This window comes from Gimesia alba (assembly GCF_007744675.1).
Classification (GTDB): Bacteria; Planctomycetota; Planctomycetia; order Planctomycetales; family Planctomycetaceae; genus Gimesia; species Gimesia alba.
The window spans coordinates 5,295,203-5,314,157 of sequence record NZ_CP036269.1 but is presented as its reverse complement, the minus strand read 5'-3'; the positions used below and the strand labels follow the sequence as shown (position 1 = coordinate 5,314,157).

3 protein-coding genes and 1 pseudogene (1 of these 4 only partly in view) are annotated in these 18,955 nt (G+C 50.9%); 2 read left to right on the top strand and 2 right to left on the bottom strand.

Annotated features, from left to right (window positions below; all coding sequences use genetic code 11):
- Positions 1 to 87 precede the first annotated feature (87 nt).
- Positions 88 to 1,134 (top strand): annotated as a pseudogene (locus tag Pan241w_RS19755) (IS3 family transposase).
- Between the two features lie 225 nt (positions 1,135 to 1,359).
- Here Pan241w_RS19755 and Pan241w_RS19750 read toward each other — a convergent pair.
- The gene (locus Pan241w_RS19750) at positions 1,360 to 2,055 is read right to left on the bottom strand and encodes an IS630 family transposase (protein WP_145219155.1); all 696 of its coding nucleotides are present in this window, start codon (positions 2,053 to 2,055) and stop codon (positions 1,360 to 1,362) included.
- The gene (locus tag Pan241w_RS19745; protein ID WP_145219154.1) at positions 2,052 to 2,495 is read right to left on the bottom strand and encodes a helix-turn-helix domain-containing protein; all 444 of its coding nucleotides are present in this window, start codon (positions 2,493 to 2,495) and stop codon (positions 2,052 to 2,054) included. Before Pan241w_RS19745 ends, Pan241w_RS19750 begins: the two co-directional genes overlap by 4 nt.
- A gap of 518 nt (positions 2,496 to 3,013) precedes the next feature.
- Here Pan241w_RS19745 and Pan241w_RS19740 point away from each other — a divergent pair.
- On the top strand, positions 3,014 to 18,955 hold the 5' end (the start) of the coding sequence (locus Pan241w_RS19740; protein ID WP_145219152.1) for an Ig-like domain-containing protein. It continues 23,856 nt past the right edge of the window; only the first 15,942 of its 39,798 coding nucleotides appear in the window; its start codon is at positions 3,014 to 3,016; the stop codon falls past the right edge of the window.

Sequence of the window (18,955 nt, the reverse complement as noted above, 5' to 3'; positions counted from 1 at the left end):
CATCAAGTAACCTTCCCCTCCCGTTTCCTGATCCATGCGGTATGCGAGAGATTTTGTTATCTTGTATTCACAAAAAGGACCAGATCTATGAAACGAAAACGATACACAGAAGAACAAATTGCCTTCACTTTACATCAGGCGGAATCAGGAACTCCGGTTGCGGAAGTAACCCGCAAAATGGGAATCTCCGAGTAGATCCTCTACTGCTGAAAAAAGAAGTTTGCCGGGATGGGAGTGGCTGAGTTGCGGCGCCTGAAACAGCTTGTGGCCGATCTCAGCCTCGATGAAAAGATGCTGCAGGATGTAGTCCAGTGAAAGGTATGAGGTCTGATCGTCGTCGCGTAGTGGTGAAGCGGCTTCAGGCAGGTTATTTCCAAAATGAACGTCGTGTTTGCAGGGCATTGAATTTTCCCCGAGTCAGCCACCGTTACAAAAGTATTCGAGACGAGCAGACCGAATTACGAATCCGGTTACGTGATCTTGCCAGTACCCGTGTGAATTTCGGTTATCGGCGGTTACATATTCTCTTGTTGCGTGAAGGATGGAATGTGAATCACAAGCTGGTTTACCGACTTTTTATCGAAGAAGGCCTACAAATGCGTCGAAAACATCCACGGCGGAATCGAAGTTGCCAGGTCCGAGTAACGCGACCGAAAGCCAGCTGCACTAAATGAGAGTTGGAGTATGGACTTCATGGCCGACCAGCTGTTTGACGGGAAGCGATTCAGGCTGTTGACGTTAGTCGATAACTTTAGTCGTGAGAGTCTTGCCATTCGAGTCGGCACGCGGCTGACGGGGGATGATGTAGTAGCAGCATTGGAACGAGTCAAAGAGGTTCGGGGCTGACCTCAATCGATTCGCGTGGATAACGGTCCCGAGTTCATTTCGAAGAGCCTGAACTGGTGGGCTTAATTCAACAACGTGACTCTGGATTTCAATCGGTTTGGAAAACCGACGGAAAATGCGTATATTGAATCGTTCAACGGACGGGTTCGCCAGGAATGTTTAAACCAGCATTGGTTTATAAGCTTGGCAGACGCTCAAGAACAAGTTGACCAGTGGCGGCTGTACTATAACGTAAACCGCCCGCACTGCTCACTGGGAATTCTAACATTCCAACTGGCTCAAGGTTAGGGCAAAGTCACGCAATTTCCACAAGCACAAACCACTCGCATCTCGTCCTCGCAATTTCTACAATAACTCAAGGACAAGTTTCAAAAAAAGAGTACACCTCGTACCCAAAATACTAGGTCATTTTCCTGTCCTTGTCCAAACCAACCCAATAAAAGCCTTGCCAGAACGCAGCATATCGACAGGAGAGGTTTTGCCAAAATCAAACTCCAGAGGACTAGTGCTGTGTCATGTTTTGATTTTGGGATAGAGTGATTTCAATTTCACTCGGGCGTTCTGAACTTTGAATTGCCAGTCCACTCCACGCTGCTTTTTGTTGGCGTACTTCGACCAGGCTTTGGTTTCCGCTCGCAACAGTCGTGCGGATTCGAAGCGGCGACCAGTAACGTACTGTCGGGGCATCGTGCTCAGTTCGTTTTCAGCGATGTTCAGCCAACTGCCATGAATGGGAGTGTGGCGAAATTCGATCCGCCGGACCAGTGAGCGCGCCTTCTCTGCGGGGAACGCTTCGTAAAATGCCCCTTTGGTGTGCGTGTTTAAATTGTCGCAGACGACGATCACTTTTCTGGCAGAACGGTAGCGCGTTGTCAGCAGCCGTTCCATTTCAATGGCCCAGTCGACTTTGGTCCTTTGATCGCGGACACGGACCTCACGCCAACCCGACAACGGTTCTGTAAACAGGAATACGCTGACAGTTCCACACCGCTCATATTCATAGTCGACTCGACGTGCCTGTTTTCTGGTCGCCGGTATGGGCTGGCGAACTTCTTTGTGAAGCTGGACGGGTTGCTCATCCATGCACAGCACGGGATATTCGCTGTTGTAAGGTGCTTCGTAGGTGTCCAGAACCTCTTCCATCGACGCTATAAATTCTGCGTCGGCCTCTGGTGGAATCACCCAATACTGAATTTTGCGCTGTGTCATACCGTTTTTTTAAGCGTTTGCCGAATTGTCTCGTGACTGATCGATTCGACCAGTCCCAGTTCCACCACATGTTCCGCCAGCAGCCGAAGCGACCAGTTCGCATATCCTTTCGGCGGTTTACCCAGACGCATGGCAATCACCTGCGCTTCCTGCTTGCCATCGAGAACTTTCTGTCTCGGTGGTGATTCCCGCGCTTTGCCATTCAAGGCGATCTCAAACCCTTCGACGACCAGTCGTTTGCGGAGATTATCAACAGTCTGTACGCGGCACGAAAACGCCTCGGCGATCTTCATGTCAGTCCAGTTCGGTCCCTGCACATCCGCCTTTAGCAGAATCTCCGCGCGCCTCACCTTCTGTGATGAACCTTTCAGCCGCTTGCGGACATCCGTAAGCGTATCTCGTTCCTTCTGCGACAGACGTACCATGTATTTCTTTTCCATATCAGATCCTCCTTGAATACGTAAGGGATCTGATATTCAATCGATCTTGGCAACCTAAATTAGTAAAACTGACGGAGCACTAGTGATAAAAAACAAGACCGCACCACGATGGCACTGTTGCACTAACTCGAATCAAAAACTGCGGCAGCACCATTCGCACTTGGCACATTTCTACCCCACAGCGCAGACTTCTTATAGATTGGCTAGATGTTAGACAGGTGGGTATGGGTGCTGTGGGTGATTAGGCGCGTTTGTTGTGATTGCGTGTAATAGGTGCGGGGTTACGACGACTTGCTGTGTTTTTTTAATCTCTGTTTTTTTCCAATTTTTGTATAGATATACTGAGTTTTGTACGGTATTCTCCTCCTTTTGGCTTATACATAAACTCATTGGGACAACTGTAAACACATCCCACGTGTAAATGGCCCCTGGTTTTTATGTACTGAATCCCATTGCCATTCATTTGTTGTCCACAGTGAAGCAGCAATAGATTTACATTCGGTTGAGAGGAGTTCACCGTGCTCATATCCAATTGGCTCAGTTCTTTGGTTTCCCGTATTCGTCGCCGTCCCCGCTATAATTCCCGCGCGCGACGCGCCATTCGAAAACGGTGGCAAGCCATCCAGCAAAACCGACTCACAACCATAGATCGCTTAGAAGACCGGACTCTTTTAACGGCGCAGGTTGTTGATCTTAATGGCACCGCTGGAGCGGACGATTTCCAGGTACAGATGAATGCGGATGGCGTGACGCTGGAAGTCTGGAACGGCGCTTCTCTCGCGTTCTCCGACCTGCTGACGGAAGTGGCAGAGCTGAACATCAATGGTGGTGCAGGCGCTGATACATTCACTGTCGATCTGAGTAATGGTCTGCCATTTCCGGTTGGCAACATCAACTTTGATGGCGAAGCCGACGGCGGATCGGTTGTATTGGATTCGGGCAGCTACGCTGGTTCTCTGACCACCGTCACCCATACCTTGAACAGTAACACTGCGGGCACCATTTCCATCGACGGTCAGTTGATCAATTACAACAGCACTGGTTCCCTCGCCGATAATCTGGATGTCACTAATCGGGTGTTTGATTTCCTGGGGGCCACGGAAACGGTCACACTCTCTGACTCTGGCACGAGCAGCGATGGCATCTCCAGTATTGATTCCACACTGGGCGCTGCGATCACGTTTGCAAACACGGCGTCTGCCGTCAGCTTGTTAACCGACTCCGGCAGTGGAACTGATGCGATTAACGTCACCGGACTCGACAGCCTGAATGCAGCCGACTTCACCATTACCGGCGACAGTGACGATGATGTGACGTTTCTGACCAATACAACAACCATGGGAGCCAACGACCTGACCGTCAGCGGGCAAACCATCACTGTCAATAGTGGGATTGATTCTACAACAGGAGCGATTTCTCTGACCGCCAGTGAAAACATCCTGCTCAATTCCGGCAGCAGCCTGACCACCGTGGATGGGGGCATCACGCTGCTGGCCAATAATGGCGGGACTGCTCCGGGAACCTTTATCGGCATCGAAGCCAATAATGCCACGATTCAAACCACGGGGACCGGGAATCTTTCATTAACCGGCTACGGTGAAAATGGAGAAGGGATTTATTTACACTCCGGAACCTCAATCACATCCACGGCAACTGGTTCGTCAGCAGGAACGATTACTCTAGAGGGAACCGCAGGAACTGGTGCTGCTTATCAGCATGGTATTCTGCTGATTGATGTTTCGATCAGTAGCGTTGATGGTGCAATCTCCCTGACCGGCCAGGGGGGCGGCGATGGGACTGGCGACAATAACAACGGCCTGTATTTATACGATTCCAGCATCAGTTCAACCGGCACGGGCGCGAATGCTGCTACCATGACACTGAATGGAACCGGGGGAGCGGGGACCAGTATCATCCGTGGTATCCGGACCAATCTGCTTGATTTGAACAGTGTTGATGGTGACATTTCCATTACTGGTATCGGGCAGGGGGGCGTAGCGGGTAGCGACAATGAAGGAATTGTGCTGGGCACGTATACGACCATTTCCTCCACAGGGACCGGCGCGGATGCCGCGAATATTAGTATTCACGGGACAGCGGGAGAGGGTGCTTCGTATAACCAGGGTATTTATACTAGTAGCCTGGCAAATACCAGCAGCGATGCCGGTGATATTTCCATAATTTCGGATGGTAACTACTGGATCGACACCAACAGCGCGATTACGTCGACTTCGGGTGATATTGCAGTCGACGTCAATTATGCGAATGCCAGCAATCTTGGTACCCTGACGATGAACAGTACCACTTCCTTTCTCACGGACAGCGGAGATATCAACATCGACGCGAACGGCGATATTTCCTTAACGCGCGTGTCGACGACAGGAACCGTGACCATCGATTCGACATCCGGCTCGATCTTGGACAACGATGATACCTGGATGGATATTACCGCTGGCACAGCGGCTCTTACTGCCGCCGGTTCGATCGGGACCTCGGGCAACCCGTTGACCACCCAGATGGATTCCCATACCGCTGTCTCTGGAATCAACGACGTTAATATCAACAATCGCGAGCTGTTTTCTATCAATGATGTAACCGATAACGAAGACGGCACCTTCAGCTTTACCGTAAGCATCGCTCACGCGACCGATCAGAACGTAACCGTCCTGGCCAGTACTTCGTATGGGACAACCAATTCAGGTGACCTGACACCGATCAGCAATCAACTGGTCACGATTCTCGCTGGACAGACATCAGCAACTGTTACCGTGAATGTCACCGATGACAGTGTGCTGGAAAACGACGAAACCTTCACTGTCGTTCTCTCCGATCCCCAATACAATGGCGCAACCAATTCCGCTCGAATCACCATCGGAGATGGCACTGGTGTTGGCACAATTCTGAACGATGACACCATAAAAATCATCGACAATGGCGACACCGGATTTTCGCAGACAGGTACCTGGATCACCGCCAGTGGCAATCCTGCCTTCTATCAAGGCGATTATTCCTACGTAGATGGCATCGGTGGTACTGGTCAGAACACCTCGTCCTGGGCATTTACCGATTTGGCCGCTGGAAGGTATCGAATCTCAGGAACCTGGAGCAACGATCCGTTGGGGGCCAGTAATCTGCCCATTACAATCTCCGGCGTCACAGGCGGCGATGTGAATCTGACCGTCAGCCAGAGAGGAGTCATCCAGGATCTGTATGACGACGGTGTCTACTGGCAAGACCTTGGATTCTTTGAAGTAGACGCAAATGGTGTGATTACGATTTCCATTTCTGATGACCAGACCAATGGGTACGTACTGGCAGAAGCATACCGCCTGGAAAGAGCTGACGGCATTTTGTCAGTTTCTGATGTGAGTGTCAGTGAAGAAGCAGGAATCGCCACCGTCACTGTTACTTCCAGCAATGCAGTCGGCGGGGCATTTACTGTGGACTACTCCACCGTTGATGGTACTGCTCTCGCGGGCTCCGATTACACCACGACCAGTGGTACATTGAATTTTACGGGAACCACAGACGGTGAAACACAAACCTTTACAGTTGCTCTCACAGATGATGCGATTGATGAGCAACTGGAATCATTTCTGGTCACTCTGAGCAATGCACAGCATCCTACGGCTAATATCGTCATCGCGAATCAGGGTCAGGTTTCGATTGCAGGCAGTGATGGACCGGTTGTCACCGTGGATGGCACTTCCGCAGCCGACGACTTAAAGCTGCAAATGAACGCCGACGGCATGACGCTGGAAATCTGGAATGGCACAACGCTCCTGCATTCCGGTTTGCTTGTGAATATCACAGAAATCAACATCAACGGCGGCGCGGGCGCTGATACATTCACTGTCGATCTGAGTAATGGTCTGCCATTCCCCGTCGGGAACATCAACTTTGATGGTGAAACTGACGGCGGTTCGGTCGAATTAGAATCTGGCAGCTACGCTGGTGCTCTGAGTACGGTCACACATACATTGAACAGTGATACGGCTGGCAGTATTTTGATTGACGGTCAGTTGATCAATTATACGAGCACAAGTTCCCTCGCCGACAATTTGGATGTGATCAATCGTGTGTTTGATTTCCTGGGCGCTGCAGAAACGATCACGCTCTCCGACTCGGGTACCAGCAATGATGGGCTGACCAGCATTGATTCCACACTGGGCGCTGCCGTTACCTTTGTGAACACGGCTACAGCCGTAAGTATCTCAACAAACTCCGGCAGCGGCGCTGATGCTATCAACGTCACGGGCCTGGATAGTTTGAACGTAGCAGACGTTACGATTACTGGTGATACCGACGATGACGTGACCTTCCTGACCGATACCACAGCCATGGGAGCGAATGACCTGACAGTGACCGCGCAGACCATTGCTGTCGACAGCGGTATTTCTTCTACGACGGGGGCCATTTCTCTGACCGCCAGTCGTAACATTCTCCTTAACACTGGCAGTAGCCTGACGACCATCGATGGCGGAATCACTTTACTGGCGAATAATGGTGGCACGACTACAGGCGACTTCATTGGAATTGAAGCCGATAATGCGTCGATCCAGTCGACCGGAAACGGGGATATATCACTCACGGGGCGGGGAGGTGCTGGAACAGGTGTGAATAGCTTTGGCGTCTCAATCACTAATGGAAGTATCACTTCTACAGGGACTGGAGTGAATGCAGCTACGATTACGATTGATGGAACTGGTGGCACAGGCAGCAGTGGCCATCGTGGCATTTTTGTTTATCAAGCTGACATCTCCAGTGTTGACGGCGATATCTCATTCACTGGAGTTGGCGGAGGGAGTTATACTTCGGATGAAAACTCGAATCATGGAGTCAATTTCCATGAAGTCAATATTACTTCAACAGGGACAGGCGCTAATGCTGCCACGATTACAGTCAATGGAACAGCCGGAACTGGACTGACTGGTAACGTCGGGGCCTATATTTTGGGAACTGACATTACGAGCGTTGATGGAGCTATCTCACTGACCGGAAATGGAACGACTACCTTTGGAGATCACAACTATGGTTTGATCTTGCAGGGGGGCACTGTTGGATCAACAGGAGTGGGAACAGGTGCAGCTACGATCACCCTGAATGGAACAGGTAGCGCAGGTGTCAATGATAATTATGGGGTTTATCTGACGCCGGAAGCTACTGTGACAACAATCGATGGTGATATCAACATTACAGGGCAAGGGGCCGGTACAGGATCTAATAACTATGGAGTGTATCTGACTGGAGGAATCACTTCCACGGGGACAGGAGCCAATGCAGGTCAAATTATTGTGAATGGAACCGGCGGAAACGCGGGAGGAGAGAGAAACTACGGTGTCAGCCTGTGGGCCTCAGTACTGGAACACGATTTTGTTTCCAGTGTTGATGGAGATATCGTCATTTCCGGAACTGGTGGATCCGGGAGCGGGGGGAACCATTTTGGTGTCTTAACTACAAATGGTATGATTTCCTCAACAGGAACAGGGGCGAGTGCAGCAACCGTTACGATCAATGGGGATGGTGGGACCGGTGGGTCCGATAACTATGGCATTTTCCTCTCTGGCACAGAAGTAAGTAGCCAATCAGGCGATCTTTCGTTTGTAGCTGAAGAAGATTTCGTGCTGGGAGGCGGCAGGTCGATCAATTCAAGTTCCGGTAACATTTCTCTGACGGCAGATCACAGTGCGGGTAATAACGGGGGACTTATTTATCTGTATGAAAGCGCATACGTTTATACCGGCTCAGGAGATATTGACTTAGACGCCGATGGTCATATTTACGTGACAAGCTTGACTACATCAGGAACCGTAACCGTGGATACGACATCCGGTTCAATCGTGGATAACGACGATCTCAAATCAGAGGTCTTTGCAACTACGGCAATCCTGAATGCTTACGATTCTGTCGGCACCAGCGGAAATCCCTTAGAGGCCAACGTGGTGAATCTTTCCGGCACTGGAACCTCCGGTGGTTTCTATGTCAATAACTCGATTTATACCCATATTATTGACGATGGAGACAGTGGATTCTCAACCACAGGATGGGATTATAGTAACGCTCCTGGCAGCGAATATAATCAGTCTGATATTCATTATCTGGCCCCCGGTGCGCATCCGGGGGAATCAGCCAGTTGGGCGTTTAGCAACCTTCCGTCAGGCACCTACCGCATTTCCGGATTCTGGGCTCCCTGGACCAATCGTGCCACTAATACAGAAATCACGGTATCCGGAATTGAAGGCGGATCGGTTTCACAGACAGTGAATCAGCAATACCTCACTGCAGACTTGAATGATGCGGGCAAGGACTGGCAGGATCTGGGTTACTTCACCGTTGATGAGAGTGGAACGATTACCGTTACAATGACCAATGAAAATGCCGACGGTTATGTGCTGGCAGATGCGATGCGGATTGAAAAAGTGACCGTGCTTTCAGTCAGCGATGTCATCGTCAATGAAGATGCCGGGACAGCAACATTTACTGTCACATCCAACAAAGCAGCTGGGGCGGCATTTTCTGTTGACTTTGCTACTTCTGACGGCACTGCGATCGCCGGATCGGACTATACCGCTACGAACGGCACACTTAACTTTGCAGGTAATGTGGATGGGGAATCACAAACGATTACGGTCACACTCAACAGTGATACAACGGTGGAGCTCGATGAAAGCTTCGTAGTCAATTTATCCAATGTTCAGAATTCGGGTACATTGAATATCGTTCTGGAGGACGTTCAGGCGACTGGCACCATTACTAATGATGACAGCACTGTCTTTTCAATCGGAACCCCGAATGTCTCAGAACTGGAAGGCGACAGCGGCAGTACTCAATTCAACGTGGTCGTAAATATCTCAAACCCGCTGGATGTCGATCTTCATTTCTGGTCTCCCGTGTTAGACAATACTGCAACAGCCGCCGATGGTGATTTCATTGATCCTCAAATTGGTGGCTATGGAATGATTGCAGCTGGATCTACTTCAGCTACTGTTACATTTACGATCAGTGGTGATACAAAAATCGAAGCGGATGAAGTATTTGACTTTGCCTTCATTGATACGTTTTACAGTTCAGTGAGCCCGTTCACTGTAATTTCAGAAGACTATTCCAACAGCATCAGTTTAGCTGGTGGTGTTGATACACTCTGGGGTACCGGGACCATTATCAACGATGATCATGTGCAAATCATTGATGATGGCGATGCCGGATTCACAATAATTGGTAATGACTGGACTCAAGCTGCTGACAGTGCATTTTACGGCGGTGATATCGAGTATATGAATTCCGGTAATCATACAGGGGACTATGCGAGTTGGGCTTTCAGCGATCTTCCATCTGGAACGTATCGAATCTCGGGTCACTGGTATGTCGATGCCTACCGCGCGACGAACAGCACATTTACCGTTTCAGGGATAACGGGGGGGGCGAGTTCCATACCTCTGGACCAGACTGTGCCACTGGTGGCCGATGTGACTGATGCGGGGTTTGACTGGCAGGACCTTGGTTTCTTTACAGTTGACGGCAATGGTACGATCACTGTCACTCTGACAAGTGATAATGCCGATGGGTACGTTGAAGCCGATGCCATGCGCATTGAAAAAGTCGGTGAAGTTGCAATCTCTAATGTGACGATCGATGAAGCTGCAGGCACAGCAACGTTCAACGTCACATCTAACCGAGCGGTCGGCAGTGCCTTTTCTGTTGACTTTGCTACCGCTGATGGGACTGCTGTCGCGGGCAGCGATTATACAGCGACGAGCGGCACCTTGAACTTCGCTGGTACTACTGCCGGGGAAACACAGACGATTACCGTTACCCTGTCTGATGATGCGGTTGTGGAATCTGATGAAACGTTTTATGTCAACTTGAGTAATCTTGTCACGGGAGGGCAGGCACTCGTCCTCAGCCAGGCACAGGCGAGCGCGACCATATCTGATAACGACAGCGCGAGTCTCTCGATTGCTGATCTGACGGTTAATGAAGGGGCAGGGACAGCCACGTTCACCGTCACTCTGGATCAGGCCGTTCAAGGGGGGGGATTAACCGTCGACTGGTCAACCCTGGATGGAACCGCATTGGCAGGAACCGATTATACGGCTGGTTCCGGTACGCTTAATTTCACTGGTACCGCTGGTGAAACACAGACAATTAGCGTGACCCTGTCCGATGATTCGACGGTCGAATTAGACACAAGTTTTCTGGTCAATCTGTCGAATCTGCAGGCGGGAGGATTGAATGTCACACTGGCCGATGACCAGGCGACAGGCACGATTTCCAATGACGACACTGCGAGTCTTTCGATTGCAGATGTCACCGTCAATGAAAGTGCGGGCACCGCAACCTTCACGGTTACATTGAATGAAGCAGTGCAGGGGGGCGTTGCTGTCGACTGGTCCACCGCCGACGGAACAGCGGTCGCGGGCACCGATTACACGACTGGATCCGGAACCTTGAACTTTGCAGGAACAGCCGGTGAGACACAGACAATCACGGTCACCATTACAGATGATGCGACTGTTGAATTAGATGAAACCCTTCTGGTCAATCTCTCGAACCTACAGTCAGGTGGGTTGAGTGTTACGCTGGCTGATTCACAATCTATTGGTACGATTAGTGATGATGACAGTGCCAGTCTTTCAATTAATGATCTCACAGTGAATGAAAGTGACGAAACAGCCACTTTCACGGTCACTCTCGATGAAGCTGTGCAGGGAGGTCTGAGTGTCAACTGGTTTACCGCCGGTATCGGTTGGGACTCTACTGCAATTCAAGGTGTTGACTACCTCGCTGATTCAGGCACATTAAATTTCTTAGGGACTTTGGGGGAAACTCAAACCATCTCAGTCACACTAATTGATGATAGTGTAGTCGACTTAGATAAAACCTTGTTTGTTATTCTGACGGGATTAGAGGCATCTGGCATGAATGTACTCCTGGCAGATGCAAAAGGGGTTGCGACGATTGTGAATGCGGAAAAGGGCATCCTTTCGATCAACGATGTAACACAGGCAGAGGGGGATTCTGGCACAACGCTTCTTACATTTACTGTTTCTTTAGATACTCCATCTGATGCGGATGTGACAGTTGACTACACGACAGTCAATGGTACTGCGGATGCAACTGACTTCACACCCGTCAGCGGTTCCGTAACTATCGCCGCTGGTCAAACATCGACAACAATAACAGTGGAGGTTGCTGGTGACAGCTTAGTCGAATCTGACGAACAATTTTATATTGAGTTATATAATCTCCAAAATCATGGTCGAGATATTCAATCTAATCAGGTACTGGGTAGTATCGATCGTCTTGGATCTCTTGAAACATTCTATAAAGCAACTTCTGTGCAAATAGTAGGAAACATTGCTTATGTTACGAATAGAGAGACCTCAGATGGTCTACGAATCCTGGATATCAGTGATCCAACCAATATCATTGAATTAGGGAAAGAAACAACCACTTCGTCTACGGGGGTGGAAGTCGTTGGGAATATCGCGTATGTCGCTGGAGCTTATGGCTTCTATGCTTTAGACATCAGTGTCCCTTCCTCTATTATCGAACTTGATATGATCCCTCTTAGTCTTGGGCAAGATCTGCAAATTGTCGGAAACTTGGCCTATGTCGTGGCTGGTAGCGGTGTTCATGTCATAGATATTAGTGATCCTTCCAATCTCATCCAATTAGACCTGATTCAAACAATCGGTACCGAACAGGGCTTGGCAGTCGTGGACAATACTGCCTATGTCGCTGCTGGCTCTGGTGGTCTTTTCTTCTTAGATATCAGCGATCCTTATAATATCACAGAGTTAGGTCACTATAGTGCTTTAGATAATGCTCTAGATGTGGAAGTCGTTGGGGATTTTGCTTACATCGCAGATCGCCATAATGGTTTTCGTGTTTTGGACATCAGTAATATAAACAGTATCACCGAAATTGGTTCCTATATTACTCCTGGTATCGCTTTAGGAGTACAGATTACTGGAGATCTCGCCTATGTCGCGGCTAGTAGCGGTGTGCATGTTCTGGACATTGGTGATCCAGCCAGTATCAAACAAATTGGTTCATTCGAGACTCCCGGTGATGCGCGGCGTCTGGATGTTGTCGGAGATACAATCTATGTTGCAGATTTCGGTGGTGGCTTACAGGTCCTAAATATCAATCTTTTGCCACAGGATGCAACAGGCACGATTACAAACGATGATAGTGCGACTCTTTCCATAGATAATGTTACCGTCAATGAAAGTATGGGGACCGTGACGTTCACCGTAACATTGGATGAAGCGGTGCAGGGGGGCGTTGCCGTTGATTGGTCAACCGCTGACGGCACTGCGGTCGCGGGTAGCGATTACACAGCCGGCTCTGGTACGCTCAACTTCACGGGAACGGCTGGTGAAACACAAACGATCACAGTCACTCTGGCTGATGACAATGGAATTGAACTCACGGAAACATTGCTGGTGACATTGAGCAACCTGGTCGCTACCAGTGGTGTGATCTTGGCTCAGAGCCAGGGAACCGCCTTGATTACAAATGATGACAGCCTCGTGATTGACGAAGATGCTGCCGAACAGACAGTTAATCTGACAGGGATCATCGCCAGTGACAGTGGCCTACAGGTCACAGGCGTGACGGCCAGCAGTGATGATCTTACTTTACTTCCGAATCCCGCCGTTAATTATATCCCTGGAGACACAACGGGAACACTTACATTTACTCCCCATCCCGATCAACATGGTTCTGCACTCATCACAATTACAGTGACCGATGAATTGAGTGTTGAAACGACTCATACTTTTACGGTCGTTGTCAATCCTGTGAATGATGTTCCCACAGTCAGCGCTGTCGTGAGTTCCACTGTCACTGAAGATGACGGCAGCTATAGTCTGGATCTATTGACTGGTGCCAGTGATGTGGACTTGAGCGACATTCTGAATATCGATGGTCTGACTCTCGTCAGCGGTGATGATTCGGGTATCACTCAGAATGGCAACAGTCTGGACATTGATCCGAATGCATATACGGGTCTTGCGGGCGGTGAAACGGAAGTTATCACGTATAGCTATAACGTGACTGACGGCAACGGCGGTGTCGTAGCTCAGACCGCATCCATCACGATCACCGGCGTGAACGATGCTCCCACAGTCAGTGCTGTCGTAAATTCCACTGTCACTGAAGATGACGGCAGCTATAGTCTGGATCTGTTGACTGGTGCCAGCGATGGAGATACCAGTGACATCCTCAGTGTGAGTGGTCTGACGCTGGTGAGCGGGGATGCCTCTGGCATCAGCCAGAACGGGAACAGTCTGGACATTGATCCGAATGTCTATAGCCATCTGGCAGTCGGTGAAACCGAAGTCATCACCTACACTTACAACGTGACTGACGGCAACGGTGGTGTTGTGGCTCAGACCGCCACGATCACGATCACCGGCGTGAACGATGCCCCGACCGTCAGTGCGGCCGTGAGTTCCACCGTCACCGAAGATGACGGCAGCTATAACCTGGATCTGTTAACTGGTGCCAGCGATGTGGATCTCAGCGACATTCTCAATATCGATGGCCTGACGCTTATCAGTGGTGATAATTCCGGTATCACTCAGAGCGGTAACAGCCTGGACATTGATCCGAGTGCCTATAACAGTCTGGCATTCGGGGAAACCGAAATCATTACCTACAGTTACAACGTGACTGACAGTAACGGTGGTGTTGTGGCTCAGACCGCAACGATCACGATCACCGGCGTGAACGATGCCCCCACCGTCAGTGCGGCCGTGAGTTCCACCGTCACCGAAGATGACGGCAGCTATAGCCTGGATCTGTTGACCAGTGCCAGCGATGCAGACACCAGTGACATCCTCAGTGTGAGTGGTCTGACGCTTGTCAGTGGGGATGATTCCGGTATCTCTCAGAATGGCAACAGTCTGGATATTGATCCGAATGCTTATACGGGTCTTGCGGTCGGTGAAACAGAGGTTATTACGTACAGCTATAACGTGATCGACGGCAATGGTGGCGTTGTGGCCCAGACCGCCACCATCACAATCACCGGCGTGAACGATGCCCCCACAGTCAGTGCTGTCGTGAATTCCACTGTCACTGAAGATGACGGCAGCTATAGCCTGGATCTATTGACTGGTGCCAGCGATGTGGACCTCAGCGACATTCTCAATGTCGATGGCCTGACGCTCGTCAGCGGGGACACCTCCGGCATCGTGCAGAACGGGAACAGCCTCGACATTACTCCGAGCGCCTATAACAGTCTGGCGGTCGGTGAAACCGAAATCGTCACCTACACTTACAACGTGATCGATAGCAACGGTGGCATTGTGGCTCAGACCGCCACGATCACGATCACCGGTGTGAACGACGCGCCCACCGTGAGTGCTACGGCGAGTGTAACTGTCACGGAGGACGATGGTATTTCCAGCCTGGATCTGTTTACCAATGCGAGTGATGTGGACCTCAGCGACACGCTCAGCATCAGCGACCTGACGTATGTCAGTGGCAACGCGACCGGTATTACTGAAAGTGCCACTAGTCTGAGTATTGATCCGAGTGCCTACAGCAGTCTGGCGGTTGGGGAAACAGAAGTTATCACCTACAGCTATAACGTGATTGACGGCAATGGTGGTATTGTAGCTCAGACCGCAACGATCACGATTACCGGTGTGAACGACGTACCCACCGTGAGCGCCGCGGTCAGCTCGACACTCACCGAAGATGACACCATCGCCAACCTGGATTTGCTCACCAACGCCAATGACGTCGATTTGAGTGATATTCTGAATATCAGCGATCTGGTGCTCGTCAGCGGAGACGCGTCCGGCATCGCGCAGAACGGCAATAGCTTGGACATAACGCCGAGTGCCTATGACAGTCTGGCGGTCGGTGAAACCGAGGTGATCACTTACACCTACAACGTGATCGATGGCAACGGCGGAGTTGTGGCTCAGACCGCGACCATCACGATTACCGGCGTGAACGACGCGCCCACGGTCAGTGCGGCCGTGAGTTCCACTGTCACCGAAGATGACGGCAGCTATAGCCTGGACCTGTTGACCAGTGCCAGCGATGTGGACACCAGTGATATCCTCAATGTGAGTGGTCTGAGTCTGGTGAGCGGGGATGCAACAGGCATTATCGACAATGGTAACAGCCTGAGCATTGATCCGAGTGCTTATAACAATCTGGCGGTCAGCGAAACCGAAGTCATTACTTACAGTTATAATGTGACTGACGGCAACGGTGGCGTTGTGGCTCAGACCGCCACGATCACCATTACCGGTGTGAATGATGCCCCCACGGTCAGTGCGGCCGTGAGTTCCACTGTCACCGAAGATGACGGCAGCTATAGCCTGGACCTGTTGACCAGTGCCAGCGATGTGGACACCAGTGATATCCTCAATGTGAGTGGTCTGAGTCTGGTGAGCGGGGATGCAACAGGCATTATCGACAATGGTAACAGCCTGAGCATTGATCCGAGTGCTTATAACAATCTGGCGGTTGGTGAAACCGAAGTCATCACCTACACTTACAACGTGATTGACGGCAACGGCGGCATTGTGGCTCAGACCGCCACGATCACGATTACGGGAGTCAACGACGCGCCCACGGTCAGCGCCGGCGTGACTTCCACGCTCACCGAAGATGACGGTGCCGCGAACCTGGATCTGCTAACCAATGCCAGCGACGTGGATTTGAGTGACGTCCTGAATATCAGCGATCTCGTGCTCGTCAGCGGCGATGCCTCCGGCATCGCTCAGAACGGCAACAGTCTGGATATTACTCCCAGTGCCTATAACGGTCTGGCAGTCGGTGAAACCGAAGTCATCACCTACACTTACAACGTGATTGACGGCAACGGCGGCATTGTGGCTCAGACCGCCACGATCACCATTACGGGAGTCAACGACGCGCCCACGGTCAGCGCCGGCGTGACTTCCACGCTCACCGAAGATGACGGTGCCGCGAACCTGGATCTGCTAACCAATGCCAGCGACGTGGATTTGAGTGACGTCCTGAATATCAGCGATCTCGTGCTCGTCAGCGGCGATGCCTCCGGCATCGCTCAGAACGGCAACAGTCTGGATATTACTCCCAGTGCCTATAACGGTCTGGCAGTCGGTGAAACCGAAGTCATCACCTACACTTACAACGTGATTGACGGCAACGGCGGCATTGTGGCTCAGACCGCCACGATCACCATCACAGGAGTCAACGACGCACCTACCGTGAGTGCGACCGTGAGCTCCACTGTCACCGAAAATGATATCAGCTACACGCTTGATTTATTAACGGGTGCCGGTGATGTGGATGCCAGTGACACACTCAGTGTCGATAGTCTGGCTCTGGTGAGTGGCGATGTATCCGGCATTACTGTTAACACCACCACCCTTGATATCGATCCTGCTGCTTATTCCTACCTGACTCAAGGTGAATCTGCAGTCATCACTTATTCCTACAATGTCATTGACGGCAATGGCGGCATCGTCGCTCAAACGGCGACAATTACAATTCATGGTATTAACGGTGCTCCCGTCGCTCAGGATGACAGTATTTCAACCACTGAAGACAGCTCCGTTTATGGAAGTCTGTTTGCAGATAATGGCAATGGAACGGACAATGATCCTGATGTCGGCGACTCCATCCAGATCACGAAAGTCAATGACAGCGAAGCAAATGTTGACAACCAAATCAGCTTGAGCTCTGGTGCTCTTCTAGCCGTCAGTTCTGACGGCACATTCAACTATAACCCCAATGGTGCATTTGAAGATTTGGCGACCGGTGAAAGCACCACGGATACTTTCACATATACAATTGCCGATCTCGATGGAGAGGCAGATACAGCAACAGTCACCCTGACCATTACCGGTGAAAATGATGCTCCCACAGTAAGTGCTGCTGTGATTTCAACTGTCACCGAAGATGATAACAGTTTTGATTTAGACCTGTTAACGGGTGCCAGCGATATCGATTTGAGCGACATACTGAGCGTCGATGGCTTAATACTCGTCAGTGGTGACAATACGGGTATTACTAATAACGGGACGACTCTGAGCATTGATCCCAGTGCCTATAACGGTCTGGCAGTCGGAGAAACCGAAGTTATCACTTACAACTACAACGTGATTGACGGCAACGGCGGCATTGTCGCACAGACGGCCACCATCACGATCACCGGAGTCAACGACGCCCCCACCGTGAGTGCCACCAATATTTCAGCGACAGAAGATGGGACAACGGTCACAACTGGCATTCTGATTTCGGATGTCGACAGTGACGACGATCTCAATTCGCTGGTTTATGAAGTCATCAGTCAACCCAGCGAAGGATTGGCGAGTTCAAATGATAATGGAACCTTCACCTTCGATCCTGAAAGCGCGTTTCAGGATCTATCCGCAGGTGAAACACGCGATGTATTGTTTACCTATCGAGTGACTGATTCCCATAGTGCAGTCAGCACAGAAACCGTAACCGTGACCGTCACGGGCACAAACGACGCGCCTACTGTCAGCGCTGCCGTGAGCTCGACACTCACCGAGGATGATGTCACTGCCAGTCTGGACCTGCTGACCAACGCCAGTGACGTGGACCTCAGTGATATTCTGAATGTTGAGAGTCTGGTCCTCGTCAGCGGGGACGTGTCCGGCATTGTCCAGAATGGCAACAGCCTGGACATCACTCCCAGTGCCTATAACAGTCTGGCAGTCGGAGAAACCGAAGTCATCACTTACAACTACAACGTGATTGACGGCAACGGCGGCATTGTCGCACAGACGGCCACCATCACGATCACCGGAGTCAACGACGCCCCCACCGTGAGTGCCACCAATATTTCAGCGACAGAAGATGGGACAACGGTCACAACTGGCATTCTGATTTCGGATGTCGACAGTGACGACGATCTCAATTCGCTGGTTTATGAAGTCATCAGTCAACCCAGCGAAGGATTGGCGAGTTCAAATGATAATGGAACCTTCACCTTCGATCCTGAAAGCGCGTTTCAGGATCTATCCGCAGGTGAAACACGCGATGTATCGTTTACCTATCGAGTGACTGATTCCCATAGTGCAGTCAGCACGGAAACCGTAACCGTGACCGTCACGGGCACAAACGACGCGCCTACTGTCAGCGCTGCCGTGAGCTCGACACTCACCGAGGATGATGTCACTGCCAGTCTGGACCTGCTGACCAACGCCAGTGACGTGGACCTCAGTGATATTCTGAATGTTGAGAGTCTGGTCCTCGTCAGCGGCGACGTGTCCGGCATTGTCCAGAATGGCAACAGCCTGGACATCACTCCCAGTGCCTATAACAGTCTGGCAGTCGGAGAAACCGAAGTCATCACCTACAACTTTAACGTGATTGACGGCAACGGCGGCATTGTCGCACAGACGGCCACGATCACGATTACGGGCGTCAATGACGCACCAACCGTCAGCGCTGCCGTGAGTTCCACGCTCACC